Origin of the sequence: Neoroseomonas rubea (assembly GCF_016106015.1) — a bacterium.
GTDB classification, from domain to species: domain Bacteria; phylum Pseudomonadota; class Alphaproteobacteria; order Acetobacterales; family Acetobacteraceae; genus Neoroseomonas; species Neoroseomonas rubea.
Genome location: NZ_JACADQ010000054.1, coordinates 1 through 18230 on the forward strand (window position 1 = coordinate 1; position 18230 = coordinate 18230).

The following is an 18230-nucleotide window of genomic DNA, read 5'->3' on the forward strand; positions in this document are numbered from 1 at the left end:
TGCGGCACCGGCGCGCTGGCCGCGGCGATCGCCGCGCGCGACCCGGCCGCGCGCGTCACCGGGATCGATGTCAGCGAGCCCTTCCTCGCCGCCGCGCGCGTCCGCGTGCCAGCGGCCACCTTCCGCCATGGCGACATCACCGCGCTGCCCGATGCCGATGGCACCTTCGACGCCGCGCTGTCGCTGCTCGTGCTGCAATTCGTGCCCGACCGCGCCGCGGCGGTCGCGGAACTCGCGCGCGTCACGCGCCCCGGCGGCATCGTCGCCGCCGCCATGTGGGATTTCGTCGGCGGCTTCACCTTCGTCCGCGCCTTCGCCGACGGCATCGCGGCGAGCGAACCGGATGGCGAGGCGTTCCGCACCCGCTACCTGGGGGATTCGGTCGGCTCGCCCGGGCGACTGGCCGCGTTGTTCGGCGCCGCCGGCCTGCGCGACGTGGCCGAACGGGACATCGCCATCCGCCAGTATTTTTCGGATTTTGCAGATATGTGGGCCCCCTGGCTGACCGGCCAGGGCGTGGCCGGCGCCTATGTCGCGGCGCTGCCGCCCGAACGCCGACCGCGTGTCGAGGCTCTGGCCCGCCGCGCCTATCTGTGCGGCGCGCCGGACGGGCCGCGATCCTTCGTCGCCGTTGCGCGCATGGCGGTCGGCCGCCGGGCGTGACAGCCGGCGCGCCGGCGCGCGATGATGCCGGCAACGAGAACCGGAGGACGCCCATGACCCGCCTGACGCGCCGCGCCGCGCTGACCCTGCCGCTTGCCCTGCCCGCCGCCGCCCAGGCCCAGGAATGGCGCCCGGGCGCACAGGCCCGCATCGTCGTCCCGGCCGCGCCGGGTGGCACCACCGACATCATGGCCCGGCTGCTCGCGCCCTTCTTCCAGGCGCGCTGGGGCACGCCCGTGGTGGTGGAGAACCGCTCGGGCGGCGGCGGCACGATCGGGACGATGGAGGTGGTGCGCAGCGCGCCGGACGGGCGGCACATGCTGATGGGCAATATCGGCCCGCAGGCCATCGGCCATTCCCTGTTCCGCAACCTGCAATACCGGCCGGACAGCCTGGTCGCGGTGTCCAACGTCATCCGCGGGCCGAACGTGCTGGTGCTGCATCCGTCGGTGCCCGCCACGACCGTCCCGGAATTCGTCGCCTGGCTGAAGCGGGAAGGCGGCCGCGCCTCCTACGGCACCTCGGGCATGGGGCAGTCGCCGCACCTGTCGGGCGTCTGGTTCAACCAGCTGACCGGCACGCGGTCCGAGGCGGTGCATTTCCGCGGCGCGGGACCGCTGCTGATCGACCTCGTCGCGGGCAATGTGCAGTTCGCCTACGACAACCTCACCACCGCGATCGAGCATATCCGCGGCGGAAGGCTGCGCCCGCTCGGCGTGACCAGCGCGGACCGGTCCTCCCAGTTGCCCGACCTGCCGGCGCTGCGCGAGACGATGCCCGAACTCGCCCCCTACGACGTCTCGACCTGGTTCGGCGTGTTCATGCCGGCGGGCACGCCGGCGCCGGTGGTGCGCAGCGTAAGCGCGGACATCCAGGCCTTCCTCGCCCTGCCCGAGACGGTGGCGCGCTTCACCCAGATGGGCGGCGTGCCGGCGCCGGGCGGCCCCGAGCATTTCGACGCCTTCGTCCGCGCCGAGACGGCGAAATGGGGCGAGGTGATCCGCCGCGAGGGCCTGCAGATGGATGCGGGCTGAGGAAGGCATGGCCATGACCACCACCCGCCGCGCGGCGCTTGCCGCACCCTTGCTCGCCCTGCCGCTCGCCGCCCGCGCCCAGTCCTGGCGGCCGCCGGGGCAGACGCGCATCATCGTCCCCGCCGCGGCCGGCGGCACGACGGACATCATGGCGCGCATCCTCGCGCAGTTCCTCCAGCCGCGCTGGAACATCCCGGTGGTGGTGGAGAACCGCGCCGGCGCCGGCGGCACCATCGGCACGCTCGAGATGGTGCGCGCGCGGCCGGACGGCACGACGCTGATGCTGGGCAATATCGGGCCGCAGGCGATCGCCTACGCCCTGTTCCGCAACATGCCCTATCGCGCGGAACAGATCCTGCCCATCGCCGGGACCATCGCCGGGCCGAACGTGCTGGTGGTGAATCCCTCGGTCCCGGCGAACAGCGTGGCGGAACTGGCTGCGCTGCTCCGCGCGCAGCCGGGGCGCATTCCCTACGCCTCGACCGGCGTCGGGCAGTCGACCCACCTTTCGCCCGTGCTGATGCTGCAGATGCTGGATGCGCAGGCGATCCATGTGCCGCATCGCGGATCGGCACCGGCCCAGGTGGATCTGCTGGCGGGCAATGTCGCCTTCATGATCGACAACCTGACCGGCATCATGGGGCATATCCAATCGGGCCGCGTGCGTGCCCTCGCCGTTACCAGCCGGGAGCGCAACGCGATGCTGCCCGATGTGCCGGCGATGCGGGAGACGATGCCCGAGCTCGCGAATTATGAGGTCAACACCTGGTTCGGCCTGTTCGGCCCCGCTGGCCTCCCGCCGGCGGCGGTGACGAGCCTGAACGCCGAGGTCGCGGCACTGGTCGCCCTGCCCGAGACGCAGCGCCGCTTCGCCGAGCTCGGCGGCTTCGCCATGCAGGGCAGCGCCGAGGAATTCGCCGCTTTCGTGCGCAGCGAGACCGCGAAATGGGCGGAGGTCATCCGAAAGGAAGGGCTGCAGCTCGACGCCGGCTGACCGGGGCGGTTGACGCGGGGCGGCGCGCGGGCCGAGGCTTCGCGCATCGCCGAAGGAGGGTCCGACCATGCGCCTGCTGCCGCTCGCCGCCGCCCTGCTGATCGTGGCCGCGCCGCCGGCGGCTCAGGCCAGGTCCTTCACCTGGTCCTTCGCGGCGGACATCCTGACGCTCGACCCGCATTCGTCGAACAACACCTTCACCAACGCCTTCCTCGACAACATCTTCGAGACGCTGGTGCGGCACAATCCGCGGCTCGAGATCGAGCCCTCCCTCGCCGCGCGGTGGGAGGTCGTCTCGCCCACCGTCTGGCGCTTCCACCTGCGGGAGAATGTGCGCTTCCACGGCGGCGAGACTTTTGGGGCCGAGGACGTGGTGTTCTCCTGGCAGCGGCTGAACACGCCAGGCGCGCTCGCCCGCGGCGTGCTCGGCGGCGTGATCAAGGAGGTGCGCCAGACCGGTCCGCTGACGGTCGAGATCGAGACGCAGCGCCCCTTCCCCATCCTGCTCAACGCGCTGACCCAGATGCACATCATGGACAGCGGCTGGGCGGCGGCGAACAATGCGACCGCGGCGACCAACCTGCAGCAGCGGGAGGAAGGGGCGGCGCAGCGTGGCGCGAACGGCACCGGGCCCTTCCGCCTTCGAAGCCGCGAGGTGGAGGGCGCGACCGTCCTCGTGCCGCATGAAGGCTGGTGGGACCGGCCGCAGCACAACCTGACGCAGGTGACCTTCCAGCCGATCCGCAATGCCGCGACGCGCACCGCCGCACTGCTCGGCGGGCAGATCGACGCGCTGGTCGAGCTGCCGCTGCAGGACATCCCGCGCATCGAGGGGAACGCCAACCTGCAGGTCGTGCAGGGGCCCGAGCTGCGCACCATCTATCTCGGCTTCGACCACCATCGGGAGGAGCTCGCCTATTCCGACGTGCGCGGGCGCAACCCGCTGCGCGACATCCGCGTCCGCCAGGCGATCTACCAGGCGATCGACGTCGAGGCGCTGCGGCGCTCCGTCATGCGCAACAACGCCTGGATCGCGGGGACCATGGCGAGCCCCTTCCTGTCCGGCGCGCCGGCCGACATCAACACGCGCACCTTCCCCTACGATCCGGAGGCGTCGCGCCGGCTACTCGCGGAAGCGGGCTATCCGGACGGCTTCTCGATCGGGCTCGCCTGCCCGAACGACCGCTATGTCTATGACGAGCGGCTCTGCATCGCGATCTCGGGCATGCTGCAGCGCGTGGGCATCCGCATCATCCCGCAGTTCGAGACGCTGAACGTCTGGTCGCGGCGGATCAACGCGCTCGATGTCTCGATGTTCATGCTGGGCCATGCGGGCCTGCCGCTGGCCGACACCTTCTCGACCCTCTCCGAAGTGCTGCGGACGCGGACGGCGACCGCCGCCGGGCTGAATGTCGGCCGCTGGTCGAACGCGGAATTCGATGCGCTGGTCGACCGCATCGCCGAGGAAGGCGACGAGACGCGCCGCCGCGCCCTGATCCGCGAGGCGCTGCTGATCGAGAAACGCGAAGTCGCGCATGTGCCGCTGCACCAGCAGCCGGTCGTGTGGGCGGCGCGGCGCAACATCGACCTCGCGCAGTCGCCGGACAACCGGCTGCGGCTGCGCCATGTGCGGGTGAACTGAATGGCCGACCTCCTCATCACCGGCGGGACCGTCATCACGATGGATCCCGCCCGCCGCGTCATCGCCGACGGCGCCGTCGCGGTCGCCGGCGGCAAGATCCTCGCGGTCGGGCCGCGCGCGGATATCGAGGCCGCGCACCCCGCGCGCGAACGCATCGACGCCACCGGCAAGGCGGTGCTGCCCGGGCTGATCGACGGCCACGCCCATGCCGGCCATGGGCTGGTCAAGACCATGGGCAGCGGCGATTCCGAAGCCTGGTCGGAAGCCTGCCGCGTCATCTACACCCTGGCCTCCCCACCGTCCTTCTGGCGGGCGGAAGCGGCGCTGGCGGGGCTCGAATGCCTGAAGTTCGGCGTCACCACCTCCGTCATGCTGCTCGGCGGCGGGGATTCGATCGGGCGGGTGGACGACCCGGCGCATGGCGATGCGCATGTGGAAGGCATCGGCGCCATCGGCATCCGCCGCATCATGGTGCTCGGCCCGACGCGGCCGCCTTTCCCGCGCCCCTATCGCGGCGTGGATGGGACGGTGCGCGACGTGAGTTTCGAACAGCAGGCCGAGACCATCGGCACGCTGGTCGAGCGCCACCACGGCAAGGGCCGCATCGCCTGCGCGACACTCATGCCCGTGTACCGGGAGGCGACGCACGACCCGGCGAAGGTGCGCGAGATCGAGGCCCAGGGCCGCGTCATCCGCGACATCGGCAAGCGCTTCGGCACGCTGTTCCACCAGGACGGGCATCGCGGCGGCTCGATCGAGATGGCGGACCGCATGTTCGGCCTGCTCGGTCCGGATGCCTGGCTGTCCCATTGCACCGACCTGACCGAGGCCGACATCGACACGCTGGTGCGCACCGGCACGAGCGTGGTGCACAACCCGTCCGCCATCGCCGCGGTGCGCGGCCATTGCCCGGCCATCGCGATGATGGACCGCGGCGTGACGGTGATGATCGGATCGGACGGCACCGCGCCCGACCGGTCGACCGACATGTTCCGCCACATGTTCCAGGCCATGCGCTACCACCAGCGCGCCGCGCGGGACGAGACGCTGCTGCCGCCCGGCAAGGCGCTGGAGATGGTAACGATCGACGCCGCGCGCGGCCTCGGCATGGCCGACCGCATCGGCAGCCTGGAGCCGGGCAAGGAGGCTGACATCATCACCGTGGACCTGACGGCGCCGCACATGCTGCCGGCCAACATGCCGGTGCATCGCGTGGTGTATTTCGCTTCGGGCGGCGATGTGCGCGACGTGATGGTGGGCGGGGAGGTGCTGATGCGCGACCGCCTGGTGCCCCATGTGGACGAGGCCGCCATCGCCGAGGCCGCGGGGCGGGAGACGGCCCGCATGCTGGCCGAAGCCGGCCTGTCCGACATGGTGGACGAGGATCCGGGCTGGGGACGCACGCGGCGTCGCGGCTAGCCGCGCGGCATCACACGCGGCTAGCCGCGCGGCAACAGTCGCGGCCAGCGCCGCGCCGCGCATTGATGCCGGCGCCGGTTCGGGCCACGCTGGACCCAACCCCGGGGGTACCCAGACATGATCCGTCGCCGCCATCTTCTTGCGGCCGCCGCCGCCTGCACCGCGGCACCCGCGCTGGCGCAGGCGCCCTGGCCGACGCGCCCCATCCGCTTCATCCTGCCCGACGCGCCCGGGGCGGGAAACGACACCACCGCGCGGCTCGTCGCACCGCTGCTGGAAGCGGCGCTGGGCCAGCCCATAGTGGTGGACAACCGCGCCGGCGCCGGCGGGCGCATCGGCGTCGAGGCGGCGTTCCGCTCCGCGCCCGACGGCTACACCTTCCTGCTCGGCAATGCCGGGTCGAACGGCATCAACGCGGCGATCTACCGCGACCTTCCCTACGACCTGACCAATGCCTTCGAGCCCGTCTCGCTGCTGGTGGTCGGGCCGAACGCGCTGATCGTGAACCCACGGGCGCTGCCGGTGGCGAGCGTGGCGGAGCTGATCGCCACGGTGCGTGCGCGGCCGGGCGGGCTGAACTACGCCTCGGCCGGCGTCGGCTCCTCCGCCCACATGAACATGGAATTGTTCAAGAACCAGGCGGGGCTCGACATCGTGCACGTGCCCTATCGCGGCGCGCCGGCGCTGGTGCAGGCGGTCATCACCGGGGAGGCGCCGCTCGCCTTCGCCAACCTCGTCAACGTGATGCCGCAGGTCCGCAGCGGGGAGGTGAAGCTGCTCGCCGTGACCTCCATGACCCGGACCGACGACCTGCCGCAGACGCCGACCGTGCACGAAAGCGGCCTGCCGGGCTTCGAGACGGTCGCCTGGAACGGGCTGCTCGCCCCCCGCGGGACGCCCGCCACGGTGCTGGAGCGGCTGCACGGGGAACTCGTGAAGCTGCGCGGCAACGCGGATCTGCAGGCGCGGGTGCGGCTGCTCGGCGGGACGCTGCAGGTCTCCTCCCCCGCCGAGTTCCAGCAGCGGATCGAGCGCGACGTCGCGCAGTGGAAGCGCCTCGCACAGGCGGCGAACATTTCGGCCCAGTAGATGCGCATCGCCTCGCTCGACTTCATCGGCGTCAACGTCACGCCCAAGACCAACTGGTCCTTCCTGCTGCTGCGCACCGCCTGCGGCCGCACCGGCATTGGCGAATGCACACTGGCGAACCAGGAGCCGCTGCTCGCCGCCGAGGCCGCGCGCCTCGCCGCGAATGTGGCGGGCGAGGATGCGCGCGCGCGCAACCGCCTCGCGCGGCTGATCCCGCACGCGCCGGGCGGGCTCGTCGCGCACAGCATCACCTCCGCCTTCGAGCAGGCGCTGTGGGATGTCGCGGGGCAGGAGGCGGGGCGGCCGATCCACGCCCTGCTCGGCGGCGCGCTACGCGACGCCGTGCCGCTCTACGCCAACATCAATCGCGGCGCGAACCCGCGCACGCCGGAAGGCTTCGCCGCCGCCGCGCGCCGCGCCGTTGCGGAAGGGTTCTGCGCGGTGAAACTCGCGCCGTTCGAGCCGCTGGTCTGGGAAGACGCGGCCGATGCCGCGCAGCGCGCCGCCTATGCCGAGGGCCTCGCCCGCATCGCCGCGGTGCGGGACGCGGTCGGGCGCGACATCGACGTGATGGTGGACGCGCATTGGCGCTTTTCCCCCGGCGGCGCGGCGCGGCTGGTGCAGGACGTCGCGCCCTTCGGCCTGTTCTGGCTGGAATGCCCGGTGTCGGAGGCGAACCACGCCGCCATCCGCCGCCTGCGATCGATGGCGAATGACCGCGGCATGCGGCTCGCCGGCGCCGAGACGCTCGCCGGCCTCGGCGCCTACCGAACGATCATCGAGGCCGGCTGCTACGACGTGCTGATGCCTGACATGAAATACGCCGGCGGGCATGAGGAGATCCGCCGCATCGCCACCCTCGCCCAGACTGCGGGGATTGAGGTCGCGCCGCACAACCCGACCGGACCGGTCTGCCACGCGCATTCGGTGCATCTGTGCGCCACCCTCCCGAACCTGCTGCCGCTCGAGGTGCAGTTCGGCGAGACCGATCGCTTCTTCACCCTCGTCACCGGCCACGACCTCCGCTTCGTGCGGGGGACCGCGACGCTGGCGGCAGAACCCGGCCTCGGCACGGCGCTGGACGAGGCCGCGGCGCGGCTGATGCCCTGGCAGCCCATGCCGCGGCCCTGGCTCGACCCGAGGCTCGGCTGATGCCCATCTGGGTCGCGGCGACGCTGCTCGCCGGCCTGTTCCAGACATGGCGCACCGCGCTCCAGCAACGCCTGCGCGGGCAGATGTCGGTCAACGCGGCCGCCGTGGTGCGCTACCTGTATGGCGTGCCGGTGGGCATGGTGCTCGTCGCGCTCTATCTGCTGCTCTTCGGCGGCAGCCTCTCCGCGCCGGGCTGGACCTACCTGCTGTTCTGCGCCCTCGGCGGGCTCGGCCAGATCCTCGGCACGAACCTGCTCATCATGTCCTTCGGCCATCGCGGCTTCGCGGTGGGCACCGCCTATTCCAAGACGGAGGCCGTGCAGGCGGCGGTCATCGCGCTGGTGTTCCTGGGCGAAGGCTTCGGCGCGCTGGCCTGGCTCGGCATCGCGGTGTCGGTGGGCGGCACGCTCTATCTCTCGCTCGCCGGGCGCGTGACGTCGCTGCGGGACGTGGCGGCGGCGACGGTGCAGCCTTCCGCGCTCTACGGTCTTGGCGCAGGCTTCGCCTTCGCCTTGTGCGCCATCGCAATCCGCGCGGCAACGCAGGAGATCGAGGGCGCGGACGCGACGCTGCGCGCGCTGCAGACGCTCGTCGTCATCAACATCCTCCAGACGCTGATGCAGGGGTCGTGGCTGGCAGCCACCGAGCGCCAGTCCATCCCGATGCTGTTCCGCACCTGGCGGTCCTCGGCGCAGGTCGGCGCGTTGTCCGCCTGCGGGTCCGCCTGCTGGTTCACGGGCTTCGCGCACGCGCCCGTCGCGCTGGTGCGCGCGGTGGGGCAGGTGGAAATCCTGTTCACACTGCTGTTCAGCCGCTTCTTCCTGAAGGAGCGGATGAAGCCGACGGATGTCATCGGCGCGCTTGTGGTCGTTGGCGGCGTCGTGCTGGTGCTGCTCGGGCGGTGAAGGTCGGGGGAGGGGAACCTCCCCCGAACCCCCTCCCTTCTCTGTCCGTTGTCAGCCTGCCTTGCGCTCGAAGAAGGGCGCGGGCTTCACGATGCGGTTTTCCATCTTGATGAGCAGGCCGCGCTTGCCGACCTCGGCGAGGTACTCGGCCCAGGCCGGGTCGGCGGCCATGGCGGCGCGGCGACGCTCGCGATCCGCCTGGTCCTCATAGCCCCACATGTGCACGACGGTGTTCAGCGCACCCTCGATCGTCGTGTACCAGCCGACGCAGTTGCCGAGATGCTTCTGCTGCAGCGGCCAGCCCTTCTCCTGATAGAGCGCGACGAACTCCGCCACCTTGTTGGGCAGGCAGGTGTAGATGCGCAGGTCGACAATCATGGCGGCCCCTCCTCTTGGTCCGCGCGCAGCATGGAGTGCGGCGCCCGGACACGGAAGATGCTCTATTCCAGGGTAACGGGGACAAGATCCTGGAACCACGACTGCGCCGAGGTGAAGCCCCGCACGCGCCGGCTCATCGCCCGCGGATTGAGGTCATGCACGATGAACAACCAGGGCGCATGGTCGACCACGCGGGCGTGCGCCTCCGCGTAGGCGGCCTGCGCCTCCGCCGGGTTGCGCGCGGCCTCGAGCCGCGCGAAGGCGGCCTCGAAGCGGTCATCGGAGAAGCCCGGCCAGTTGAAGCCGTTCGGCGGCTGGAAGGCGCGCAGGAAGTAGCGCGCCATCACCGACGGGTCGGAGGAAGGCGAGGACGGGTTCAGCGCCTGCACATTCGCCACCACAGGGGCGTTGGCGGCCGAGCGCGTCGCCACCAGCAGGTTCGACCAGTCCGTCACCTCGAAATCGACCTGCACGCCGCAGGCCTCCCGCAGGTTCTGCTGGAGGAACTCGTTCATCGGCAGCGGCAGCATCTGGCCCGAGCCGCTGGTCGAGATCATCACGCGGAAGCGCAGCGGCCGTTGCGCATTGAAGCCCGCTTCGGCCAGCAGCGCACGGCCACGCGCGGGGTCGAGCGTATAGCGGTTCTCCGGCGTGCCGAAGGCGGGGTCCGACGGCTTCAGCCAGCCGACGGAAGGCTCCGCCGTGCCATTCAGCAGCTGCACGAGCCCGGCGCGATCGACGCAGTAGTTCAGCGCCTGGCGCACGCGCACGTCGCGGAAGGGCGAGTTCTCCCCCTGCATCTGGAACATCCAGGGCCAGACATGCGGGTAGGACCCGGTCGTCACCTGGAAGCCGGCCGCGCGCAGGGACGGGATGGCATCGGGCGGCGGCACCTCGATCCAGTCCACCTGGCCCGAGCGGAGCGCGGCCAGGCGGGTGTTCGCCTCCGGCATCGGCAGCAGCAGGATGCGATCCAGCCGCGCGCGCCGCCCCGTGTCCCAGTAGCCGTCATGGCGCGACAGTTCCGCCGACTGCCGCGGCACGAAGCGGGAAAGCCGGAACGGCCCCGTCCCCGCCGGCGGCAGCGCCGCGACGCGCGCCCAGTCCCGCCCCGCCGTCTCGAAGGACTGGGGGGAGGTCATCAGCAGGTAGACGACCATGTAGGGGAAGTAGGACGCGACGCGGTTCGTCGTCATCTCCACCGTGAAGTCATCGACCTTGCGGTAGGACTCCAGGATGGTGACGCGGGCGCGGGAGATGCCGCTGCCCTGCGGCTCGAATTGCGGCGAGTCGTTGCGGAAGAAGCGGTCCATGTTCCAGATGACCGCATCCGCGTTGAACGGCGTGCCATCGTGGAAGGTCACGCCGCGGCGCAGGTGGAAGCGCCAGATGCGCGGATTGGCGGCATCCTGTTCCCAGCGTTCCGCGAGGCCCGGGCGCAGGCCGGCGGGCTTCGAGGCGTCCGAGAGATCCCACAGCGTCAGCGCCTCGAAGATCGGGTAGCCGAGGAAGCGCATGCCCTCGAACCCGTTGTTCGGCATGCCCGTGGTGGTGGGCACGTCGGATGCCGTCATGCCGATGCGCAGCGTGCGCGGCTGCTGTGCCGCCGCGGTGCCGGCCGCGGCCAGCATCGCGGCGCCCACGGCGTAGGCGGAAAGCCGCCGGAACCTGCTCATGAAGAAGTCTCCCCCGCTGCGGGGGCGGCCGGGATGCCGCCCGTCGCAGCGGGGGTCAGCAAGAGCCGGGCCAGACGGCCCGGGACTACTGCACCTCGATCCGGGTCATGTCCTGGAACCAGGACTGGGCCGGGGTGAAGCCGCGCACGCGGCGGCTCATGGCGCGCGGGTTCAGGTCGTGGACGATCCAGAGCCAGGGCGGGTTGTCCACCAGCCGCTCATGCGCCGTGCGCAGCAGCGCCGCCTGGCGCGCCGGGTCGCGTTCCACTTCCAGCTGCGCGAAGGCGCGGTCGAAGGCCTCGTCCCGCCAGTGGCCGTTGTTCGAGCCGGCCGGCGAGAAGTTCGCCGAGAGGAACCAGCGCGCGAAGGCCGAGGCATCGGAGGAATAGAGGCTGATGTTCACCGCATCCGCGCCGAGCCATTGCGGCTGCGTCGGCGTGAAGCGGAGGGAGGAGAGCAGGACGGTCCACTCCACCACCTCGAAGTTCACGCGCACGCCGCAATTCTCCTGCAGCGACTGCTGCAGATACTCGTTCATCGGCAGCGGCAGCATCTGGCCCGAGCCCGAGTTGGAGATCGCGACCTTCAGCGTCAGCGGCCGCTGCGGGCCGTAGCCGGCTTCCGCCAGCAGGGCGCGCCCGCGCGCGGCATCCAGCCGATAGCGGTTCTGCGGATTGCCGAACAGCGGGTCGTTCGGCTTGACGAAGCCGACGGCCGGCTCGGCGGTGCCGCTCAGCAGCTGCACCATGCCGTCGCGGTCGATGCAGTAGTTCAGCGCCTGGCGCACGCGCACATCCGCGACCGGGCTGTCGGGGCGCCCTGTCGCGAAGGTCCAGGGCCAGACATGCGGGTAGGACCCGGTGCTGATCGTGAAGCCGGCCTGGCGCAGCGACTGGATGGCGTCGGGCGGCGGCACCTCGATCCAGTCCACCTGACCCGAGCGCAGCGCGGCGAGGCGGGTGTTCGCCTCCGGCATCGGCAGCAGGATGATCCGGTTGAGCCGCGCGCGGCCTTCCGCGTTCCAGTAGCCGTCATGCCGCGTGAGCTCGGCCGATTGCCGCGGCACGAAGCGGGACAGGCGGAAGGGGCCGGTGCCCGCCGGCGGAAGTGCCGCGACGCGCCCCCAGTCGCGGCCCGCGCTCTCCCAGGACTGGGGGGAGGTCATCAGGATGTAGGTGACGAGATAGGGCCAGTAGGAGATCGGCCGCGCCGTCACCATCTCGATCGTGTTGTCGTCCACCTTGCGGTAGGATTCGAGCGCGGGGACGCGCCCGCGCGTGATGGCGCTGCCGGCCGCGTCGAATTGCGGGCTGTCGTTGCGGAAGAAGCGGTCCATGTTCCAGATGACCGCATCCGCGTTGAACGGCGTGCCGTCATGGAAGGTCACGCCGCGGCGCAGGTGGAAGCGCCAGATGCGCGGATCGGCGGAGTCCTGTTCGTAGCGCTCGGCCAGGCCCGGGCGCACGCCGGCGACCTGCTGCGGATTCGAGAGATCCCACAGCACGAGGGATTCGAACACCGGGTAGCCGAGGAAGCGCATGCCCTCGAAGCCGTTGTTCGGCATGCCCGTGGTGGTCGGCACGTCGGTCGCCGTCATGGCGATGCGCAGCGTGCCCTGCTGCTGCGCGACGGCGCTGCCAGCGACGAGCGCGAAGGCGGCGGCGACCGCGCCGCCCAGCAGGCGTGATGTCGGTTTCATCGGCGTCTCCCGTTATTCGGCCGCGCCTTGGCGGCGCGACGGCCGGAGCCTAGCAAGGATCGGCCGATCGCCAAGCCCGGCTCATTCCGGCCGGATATTCTGCTCGCGGATAAGGCGGCCCCACATCTCCGTCTCCTCCTCCAGCGTCCGGCGCAGCGCATCGGCATCGCCCGTGGTCAGCGCGACGCCCTGCTCGGCCATGCGCGCGATCAGCGCCGCATCCGTCGTCGCCTCCCGCAACGCCGCCCCGGCGCGGGCGACGATCGGCGCGGGCAGGCCGGCGGGGCCGAACAGCCCCTGCCAGAAGACGCCGTCGAAGTTCGGCAGCGTGTCGGCGAGCGGCGGCAGGTCCGGCATCGCCGCGGCGCGTTCCTTGGAAGAAATGGCGAGTGCGCGCGTCGCCCCTTCCCGCACGGCGGGCAGCGCTTCCTGCACCGCGTTGAACATGCCCTGGATGCGCCCCGCGCGCAGGTCGAGCAGCGCCGGCGCGCCGCCGCGATAGGGCACGTGCACCACGTCGATCCCGGCCCGCGCGCGGAACAGCTCGAGGCACAGATGGTTCACCGCCCCGGTGCCGGAGGACCCGAAGTTCAGCTTCCCCGGATTCGCCTTGGCGTAGGCGATGAGTTCCGCGGGCGTGCGCGCCGGCACCGACGGATGCACATGCAGCACGAAGGCGGTGCGGAAGATCATGCCGATGGGCGTGAGTTCGCGCATCGGCTCGCGCGGCGTCAGGTTGGGCTGCAGCGCCGGGTTGATGGCGAGCGTCGAGGTGCCCATCAGCAGCGTGTAGCCATCCGGCCGCGCCTGGGCGACGGCGGTGTTGGCGACGGCGGTCGCAGCCCCCGGCCGGTTCTCGAGCACCAGCGTCTGGCCGAGCGCGCGCGACATGCGCTCGCACACCGCGCGGGAGGCGAAGTCGGTCACGCCCCCCGGCGGATAGCCGAGCAGCACGCCGACCGACCGCAATGGCCAAGCCTCCTGCCCCACGGCGGGGCGGATGATCGCGGGCAAGGCGAACGGGGCGGCGAGCAGGGCGCGGCGCGATGTCATGGTGTTCCCTCCTGGCTTTGCCGGCATGGTGCCGCCGCCCCGCCACGGGGGCAATCGGGCGCCGCAACGCTTCGGTCATTGCGTTGTCATCCAGCCGTCACGCCCTGCTGCTAATGCGCCGCGGCACAGGGATGGGTGGCACATGCTGGAGATCGAGGGGCTGACGCGCCGCTTCGGCGCGAAGATCGCGGTCGACAAGGTCTCGCTCGCCGTCCCGGCGGGCCAGATGCTGGGCGTGATCGGCCGGTCGGGTGCTGGCAAGTCCACGCTGCTGCGCATGGTGAACCGGCTGACCGACCCGTCCGAGGGCCGCATCCGCTTCGACGGAACCGACGTGACGGCCCTGCGCGGAACGGGGCTGCGCGACTGGCGCATGCGCTGCGCCATGATCTTCCAGCAGTTCAACCTGGTGCAGCGGCTCGACGTGCTGACCAATGTGCTGGTCGGGCGGCTGAACCGCCGGCCGCTGGTGACATCCCTGCTGCGGATGTTCACGGCGGAGGAACGGGCCATGGCGCTCGCAGCGCTCGACCGCTTCGACCTGGCCGAGACGGCGCTGCAGCGCGCCGACACGCTGTCGGGCGGGCAGCAGCAGCGCGTGGCGATCGCTCGCGCGCTGCTGCAGGAACCGCGCATCATCCTCGCCGACGAACCAATCGCGAGCCTCGACCCGCGCAATTCCCGCATCGTGATGGATGCGCTGCGCGGGGTGAACCGCGAGGGCATCACCGTGCTGGTCAACCTGCACGACCTGACGACGGCGCGTGACTATTGCGACCGCATCGTCGCGCTGAACGCCGGCCGGATCGTCTTCGACGGCCCGCCCGCCGCGCTGACCGCGGCGCGCATCCGCGAGGTCTATGGCGTGACCGAGGAGGAATTCGCCGAGGAGGCGGCCGCCGCCGTCGGCGCGCCGCCGCCCCGCCACGCCGTTCCCGCCTGAACCACCCCAGGGAGAGCCCCCGATGATCACCCGCCGTACGCTTGCCGGCCTCGTCGTCAGCACCGCCCTCGCCCCGGCGCTGGCCCGCGCGCAGGCCTGGAACCCGCGCCGTACCGAGACCTTCACGGAAGGCTTCCCCGCCGCCGGCCGCCGCCCCTGGGCGGCCGAAGTCCCGCAATTGCGCGTCGGCCTGCTCGGTGGGGAGAACGAGGCCGACCGCATGGGCCGCTTCGGTGCCTATCGCGAGCTGCTGGAGCGCACCTTCGGCGTGCCCACGCGGCTCTTCCCCGCCTCCGACTACGCGGGCGTGCTGCAGGCCTTCAGCGCGAAGCAGATCGAGGTCGCGGCCCTCGGCCCCTCGGGCTATGCCGGCGCCTGGCTCGACACCAATGGCGGCGTCGAGCCGCTGCTGACGGCGCAGGAAGCGGACGGCTCCATCTCCTATGTCGCGGTGATGATCGTGCGCGCCGATTCCGGTATCGCCAGCCTCGAGCAGATGCGCGGCAAGTCGCTCGCCTGGGCCGATCCGAACTCGACCTCCGGCTACCTGATCCCGCGCTTCGCGCTGCGCCGCCAGGGCATCGCCGTGGACGGCACGGGGTTCTTCTCCCGCACCGGCTTCGGCGGCGGGCATGAGCAGGCGGTCGTCGCCGTGCTGCAGCGCCAGTACGACGCGGCCGTCACCTGGGCCTCCGGCCAGGGCGACGTGAACCAGGGCTACAGCCGCGGCAACCTGCGCGCGATGGTCGACAAGGGCATGCTCGACATGCGGCAGATGCGCATCATCTGGACCAGCGAGCCGATCGTGAACGGCCCGCACACCGCGCGCACCGACCTGCCGGCGGCGTTCAAGGAGGATTGGCGGCGCTTCCACCTGACGCTGCCCAAGGCGCATCCGGACATCTACCGCCAGGTCGAGCGCGGCGCGGGCACCGGCTACCGCGAAGTGCGGCACCAGGATTACGAGCTGATCGTCGAGATCCGCCGCGAGGAAATGGCCGCGCGCCGCCGGCGTTCGTGAGCGCCGCCTACGCCACCGGCCTCCCCGCGGTCATCCGCGGGGAGGAAGCCTACCAGGCCGCGCGCCGGCAGAAGCGTCTCCAGACGCTGCTGTTCGGCGCGATCCTGCTCGGCTGCCTTCTTGTGGCGGCCTGGGTCGCGGAAGCGCATCCGGCCACGCTCTGGGCCGGCCTGCCGCGCATCGGCGAGTACTTTGCCCGCATCCTGCCCGACCTGCGCTGGGGTGCGCTTTTTGCCGATGCCGAGACCGAGGGCTCCCTCGCCTTCTGGTTCTACCGCCTGCCCGAATGGGCCTGGCTGATCCTCGAGACCGCGAACATGGCGGCGCTCGCAACCCTCATGGGATCGGCCGTCGCCCTACTGCTGGCCTTCGCGGCGTCGCGCAACATTGCCCCCGCGGGATGGATCTACCACGCGACGCGCCGCTTCCTGGAAGCGCTGCGCACGGTGCCGGAGATCGTCTACGCGCTGATCTTCGTCTGGGCCTTCGGCGTCGGCGCGCTGGCCGGCATCCTCGCCATCGCGCTGCACAGCGCGGGTGCCAACGGAAAACTCTTCGCGGAAGCGATCGAGAACGCGGACATGAAGCCGTGGGACGCGGTGCGCGCCGCGGGCGGGTCCTGGGCGCATGGCTGCCGCTTCGCCATCCTGCCGCAGGTGCTGCCGAACATCCTGTCCTACCTGCTGCTGCGCTTCGAGGTGAACATCCGCTCCGCCTCGGTCATCGGCTTCGTCGGCGCGGGTGGGATCGGGGAGGAGCTGTATAAGGTGATATCCTTCAACTACTACGAGGAGATCAGCGCCATCGTGCTGCTGATCATCCTGACCGTCGCCTGCGTCGATCTCCTCTCCGAACGCCTGCGCCACGCCGCGATCGGGCGGCTGGAGGCGGCGAGATGACCCCGCGCGCCAATGTCGCGCTGTGGCGGGACCGCATGCCCGCCGCCTTCAGCCCCGGCCCCGCCACGCGCGCACTGCGCGCCGCGGGCCTCGCGCTGTTCCTCGCCTGGCTCGCGGGCGCGCTGTGGTGGTTCGACTTTTCCCCGCAGCGGCTGTGGAACGGGCTGTCGGGCCTCGGCACCATCGTCGTGCTCATGGTCCCGCCCTCGCCGGGCGAATTGTGGGTCGAGATCCTGCAGGGCATCGCCGAAAGCGTCGCCATGGCGTTCCTCGGCACCTTCCTCGCCGCGATCGTCGCCATCCCGCTCGGCTTCCTCGGCGCGCGGAACATCGTGACGGCGACGCTGTGGCGCTTCTCGCTGCGCCGCGTGCTGGACGGGTTCCGCGGCGTGGACCAGCTGATCTGGGCGCTCGCCTATGTGCGCGCGGTGGGGCTCGGGCCGCTCGCCGGCGTGCTCGCCATCTTCACGGCCGACATCGCCGTGCTGGCGAAACTCTACGCGGAGGCGATCGAGAACGCCGAGAAGAAGCAGGCCGAAGGCGTCGTCGCGGCCGGCGGCGGCCGGCTCTCGGCCATCCGCTTCGGCATCCTGCCGCAGGTCGCCCCGGTGATGCTGGCGCAGGCGCTCTATTTCTTCGAGAGCAACACGCGCTCGGCCACCATCCTCGGCGTGGTCGGCGCGGGGGGGATCGGCCTGCAGATCGCCGAGCGCATCCGCGTCCGCCACTGGGACGAGGTCGCCTTCATCATCATCCTGATGGTCGCCACGGTCGCGGCCATCGACTGGATCTCCGGGCGCATCCGCCGGCGGCTGATCGGCGAGCGGGGCTGATCCGCGGCTAGACGCGCCGCATCGGCACCCGCCACGCCAGCACCGCCGCGATCGCCGTCAGCACGGAGGCGGTCGCGAACAGCGTGCGGAACGCCTCGGCCAGGTCGGCACGCAACGCGCCCGCCGCCTCCGGCCCCAGCGCGGCGACGAAGCCCGCCCCTTCGGCCACCAGGCGGCGGAAGGCGGCCGGCACCTCCCCGCCCGCCAGCGTCACCGCGCCGAAGACGATGGCCGCGACCAGCGCCGTGCCCGCCGCCGCGCCGATGTTGCGCGAAAAGGCGACGCCGGCCGATGCCGCGCCCAGCCTCTCCCGCCCCGCCGCCATCTGCGCCGTCACCTGCACCACGGGGAAGGAGGTGCCCGCGCCGAAGGAGGCCAGCGCCACCAGCGGCACGAAGACCATCATCGGCAGCCCGTCCGCCGTCAGCGCCAGCCCCGCCCAGATCACGCTCGACGCCGGCAGGAACAGCGCCGGCCAACGCATGGCGAAGCCGGTGCGCGCGACCATCCGCCCGGCGAAGAAGGCGCCGCTCGCGCCGCCCACCGACATCGCCAGCAGCATCAGCCCCGAGGGGCCGGGTTCCAGCCCGCGCACCGTCTGCAGCCAGACCGGCAGGAAGGAGATCATGCCCACCTGCGCGCCCACCACGCAGGCGGAAACCGCATAAGCCCGCCAGATCGAGGCTTCGGCGAACATCGCCAGCGGCAGCAGCGGGTCGCGCGCCGCGCGCTCCACCCGCAGCAGCAGCAGCCCGGCGCCGACCGCGACACCCGCCAGCATGGCCGCCGCGGGCAGCAGCGCGGGATCGAGCCTGCGCGCGCGGTCCAGC

The 18230-nt window shown here is 71.5% G+C and carries 17 protein-coding genes; 12 read left to right on the forward strand and 5 right to left on the reverse strand.

What is annotated here, in order from left to right:
• The 8 genes from HW577_RS08260 to HW577_RS08295 all read left to right on the forward strand — a co-directional run.
• Positions 1-663, forward strand: a 663-nt coding sequence (locus tag HW577_RS08260; RefSeq protein ID WP_198375667.1) for a class I SAM-dependent methyltransferase, incomplete at its 5' end; no start/stop codon positions are given.
• 53 nt (positions 664-716) lie between these two features.
• Complete coding sequence (locus HW577_RS08265) at positions 717-1697, forward strand: Bug family tripartite tricarboxylate transporter substrate binding protein (RefSeq protein WP_198375668.1); 981 nt, start codon at positions 717-719, stop codon at positions 1695-1697.
• A gap of 13 nt (positions 1698-1710) precedes the next feature.
• Positions 1711-2691: a Bug family tripartite tricarboxylate transporter substrate binding protein gene (locus tag HW577_RS08270; RefSeq protein WP_198375669.1), complete on the forward strand. Its 981-nt coding sequence runs from the start codon at positions 1711-1713 to the stop codon at positions 2689-2691.
• A 67-nt stretch (positions 2692-2758) separates the two neighbouring features.
• Positions 2759-4333, forward strand: a complete 1575-nt coding sequence (locus HW577_RS08275) for an ABC transporter substrate-binding protein (protein WP_198375670.1) — start codon at positions 2759-2761, stop codon at positions 4331-4333.
• A complete protein-coding gene (locus HW577_RS08280) occupies positions 4334-5752 on the forward strand; it encodes an amidohydrolase family protein (protein ID WP_198375671.1) in 1419 nt (472 codons plus the stop codon).
• A 117-nt stretch (positions 5753-5869) separates the two neighbouring features.
• Positions 5870-6841 (forward strand): Bug family tripartite tricarboxylate transporter substrate binding protein, encoded by a 972-nt coding sequence (locus tag HW577_RS08285; RefSeq protein ID WP_198375672.1) that lies wholly within the window; start codon positions 5870-5872, stop codon positions 6839-6841.
• Entirely contained in the window at positions 6842-7993 is a 1152-nt protein-coding gene (locus HW577_RS08290) for a mandelate racemase/muconate lactonizing enzyme family protein (RefSeq protein ID WP_198375673.1), read from the forward strand. It begins immediately after the preceding gene.
• Positions 7993-8898: an EamA family transporter gene (locus tag HW577_RS08295; RefSeq protein ID WP_198375674.1), complete on the forward strand. Its 906-nt coding sequence runs from the start codon at positions 7993-7995 to the stop codon at positions 8896-8898. Before HW577_RS08290 ends, HW577_RS08295 begins: the two co-directional genes overlap by 1 nt.
• A 51-nt stretch (positions 8899-8949) precedes the next feature.
• On the opposite strand, the gene HW577_RS08300 is transcribed toward HW577_RS08295, so the two are convergent.
• The 4 genes from HW577_RS08300 to HW577_RS08315 all read right to left on the reverse strand — a co-directional run bounded on the left by HW577_RS08300 (position 8950) and on the right by HW577_RS08315 (position 13704).
• Complete coding sequence (locus tag HW577_RS08300) at positions 8950-9276, reverse strand: NIPSNAP family protein (protein WP_198375675.1); 327 nt, start codon at positions 9274-9276, stop codon at positions 8950-8952.
• A 62-nt stretch (positions 9277-9338) separates the two neighbouring features.
• Entirely contained in the window at positions 9339-10952 is a 1614-nt protein-coding gene (locus HW577_RS08305) for an ABC transporter substrate-binding protein (protein WP_198375676.1), read from the reverse strand.
• Between the two features lie 85 nt (positions 10953-11037).
• Positions 11038-12651, reverse strand: a complete 1614-nt coding sequence (locus HW577_RS08310) for an ABC transporter substrate-binding protein (RefSeq protein WP_198375677.1) — start codon at positions 12649-12651, stop codon at positions 11038-11040.
• Positions 12652-12732: 81 nt separating this feature from the next.
• On the reverse strand, positions 12733-13704 hold the full coding sequence (locus HW577_RS08315) for a Bug family tripartite tricarboxylate transporter substrate binding protein (protein ID WP_198375678.1): 972 nt from the start codon (positions 13702-13704) through the stop codon (positions 12733-12735).
• Between the two features lie 142 nt (positions 13705-13846).
• Between HW577_RS08315 and phnC the strand changes: the two genes are divergently transcribed.
• The 4 genes from phnC to phnE (HW577_RS08335) are packed head-to-tail and all read left to right on the forward strand — an operon-like array spanning position 13847 to position 17400.
• The gene (gene phnC / locus HW577_RS08320) at positions 13847-14647 is read left to right on the forward strand and encodes a phosphonate ABC transporter ATP-binding protein (RefSeq protein WP_198375679.1); all 801 of its coding nucleotides are present in this window, start codon (positions 13847-13849) and stop codon (positions 14645-14647) included.
• A gap of 22 nt (positions 14648-14669) precedes the next feature.
• Entirely contained in the window at positions 14670-15668 is a 999-nt protein-coding gene (phnD, locus tag HW577_RS08325; RefSeq protein ID WP_198375680.1) for a phosphate/phosphite/phosphonate ABC transporter substrate-binding protein, read from the forward strand.
• Positions 15665-16567, forward strand: a complete 903-nt coding sequence (gene phnE / locus HW577_RS08330; protein WP_198375681.1) for a phosphonate ABC transporter, permease protein PhnE — start codon at positions 15665-15667, stop codon at positions 16565-16567. The genes phnD and phnE (HW577_RS08330) overlap by 4 nt, the downstream gene beginning before the upstream one ends.
• On the forward strand, positions 16564-17400 hold the full coding sequence (gene phnE, locus HW577_RS08335) for a phosphonate ABC transporter, permease protein PhnE (RefSeq protein WP_198375682.1): 837 nt from the start codon (positions 16564-16566) through the stop codon (positions 17398-17400). Before phnE (HW577_RS08330) ends, phnE (HW577_RS08335) begins: the two co-directional genes overlap by 4 nt.
• 7 nt (positions 17401-17407) lie before the next feature.
• Here the strand turns inward: phnE (HW577_RS08335) and HW577_RS08340 are convergent.
• Positions 17408-18230 (reverse strand): MFS transporter (locus HW577_RS08340; protein WP_198375683.1); only part of this gene is annotated, 823 nt, incomplete at its 5' end.

Bases quoted from the DNA above. Each gene is read 5' to 3' on its own strand.
- HW577_RS08265 (WP_198375668.1), top strand. From the start codon at position 717: ATGACCCGCCTGACGCGCCGCGCCGCGCTGACCCTGCCGCTTGCCCTG.
- HW577_RS08270 (WP_198375669.1), top strand. From the start codon at position 1,711: ATGACCACCACCCGCCGCGCGGCGCTTGCCGCACCCTTGCTCGCCCTG.
- HW577_RS08275 (WP_198375670.1), top strand. From the start codon at position 2,759: ATGCGCCTGCTGCCGCTCGCCGCCGCCCTGCTGATCGTGGCCGCGCCG.
- HW577_RS08280 (WP_198375671.1), top strand. From the start codon at position 4,334: ATGGCCGACCTCCTCATCACCGGCGGGACCGTCATCACGATGGATCCC.
- HW577_RS08285 (WP_198375672.1), top strand. From the start codon at position 5,870: ATGATCCGTCGCCGCCATCTTCTTGCGGCCGCCGCCGCCTGCACCGCG.
- HW577_RS08290 (WP_198375673.1), top strand. From the start codon at position 6,842: ATGCGCATCGCCTCGCTCGACTTCATCGGCGTCAACGTCACGCCCAAG.
- HW577_RS08295 (WP_198375674.1), top strand. From the start codon at position 7,993: ATGCCCATCTGGGTCGCGGCGACGCTGCTCGCCGGCCTGTTCCAGACA.
- HW577_RS08300 (WP_198375675.1), bottom strand. From the start codon at position 9,276: ATGATTGTCGACCTGCGCATCTACACCTGCCTGCCCAACAAGGTGGCG.
- HW577_RS08305 (WP_198375676.1), bottom strand. From the start codon at position 10,952: ATGAGCAGGTTCCGGCGGCTTTCCGCCTACGCCGTGGGCGCCGCGATG.
- HW577_RS08310 (WP_198375677.1), bottom strand. From the start codon at position 12,651: ATGAAACCGACATCACGCCTGCTGGGCGGCGCGGTCGCCGCCGCCTTC.
- HW577_RS08315 (WP_198375678.1), bottom strand. From the start codon at position 13,704: ATGACATCGCGCCGCGCCCTGCTCGCCGCCCCGTTCGCCTTGCCCGCG.
- phnC (WP_198375679.1), top strand. From the start codon at position 13,847: ATGCTGGAGATCGAGGGGCTGACGCGCCGCTTCGGCGCGAAGATCGCG.
- phnD (WP_198375680.1), top strand. From the start codon at position 14,670: ATGATCACCCGCCGTACGCTTGCCGGCCTCGTCGTCAGCACCGCCCTC.
- phnE (WP_198375682.1), top strand. From the start codon at position 16,564: ATGACCCCGCGCGCCAATGTCGCGCTGTGGCGGGACCGCATGCCCGCC.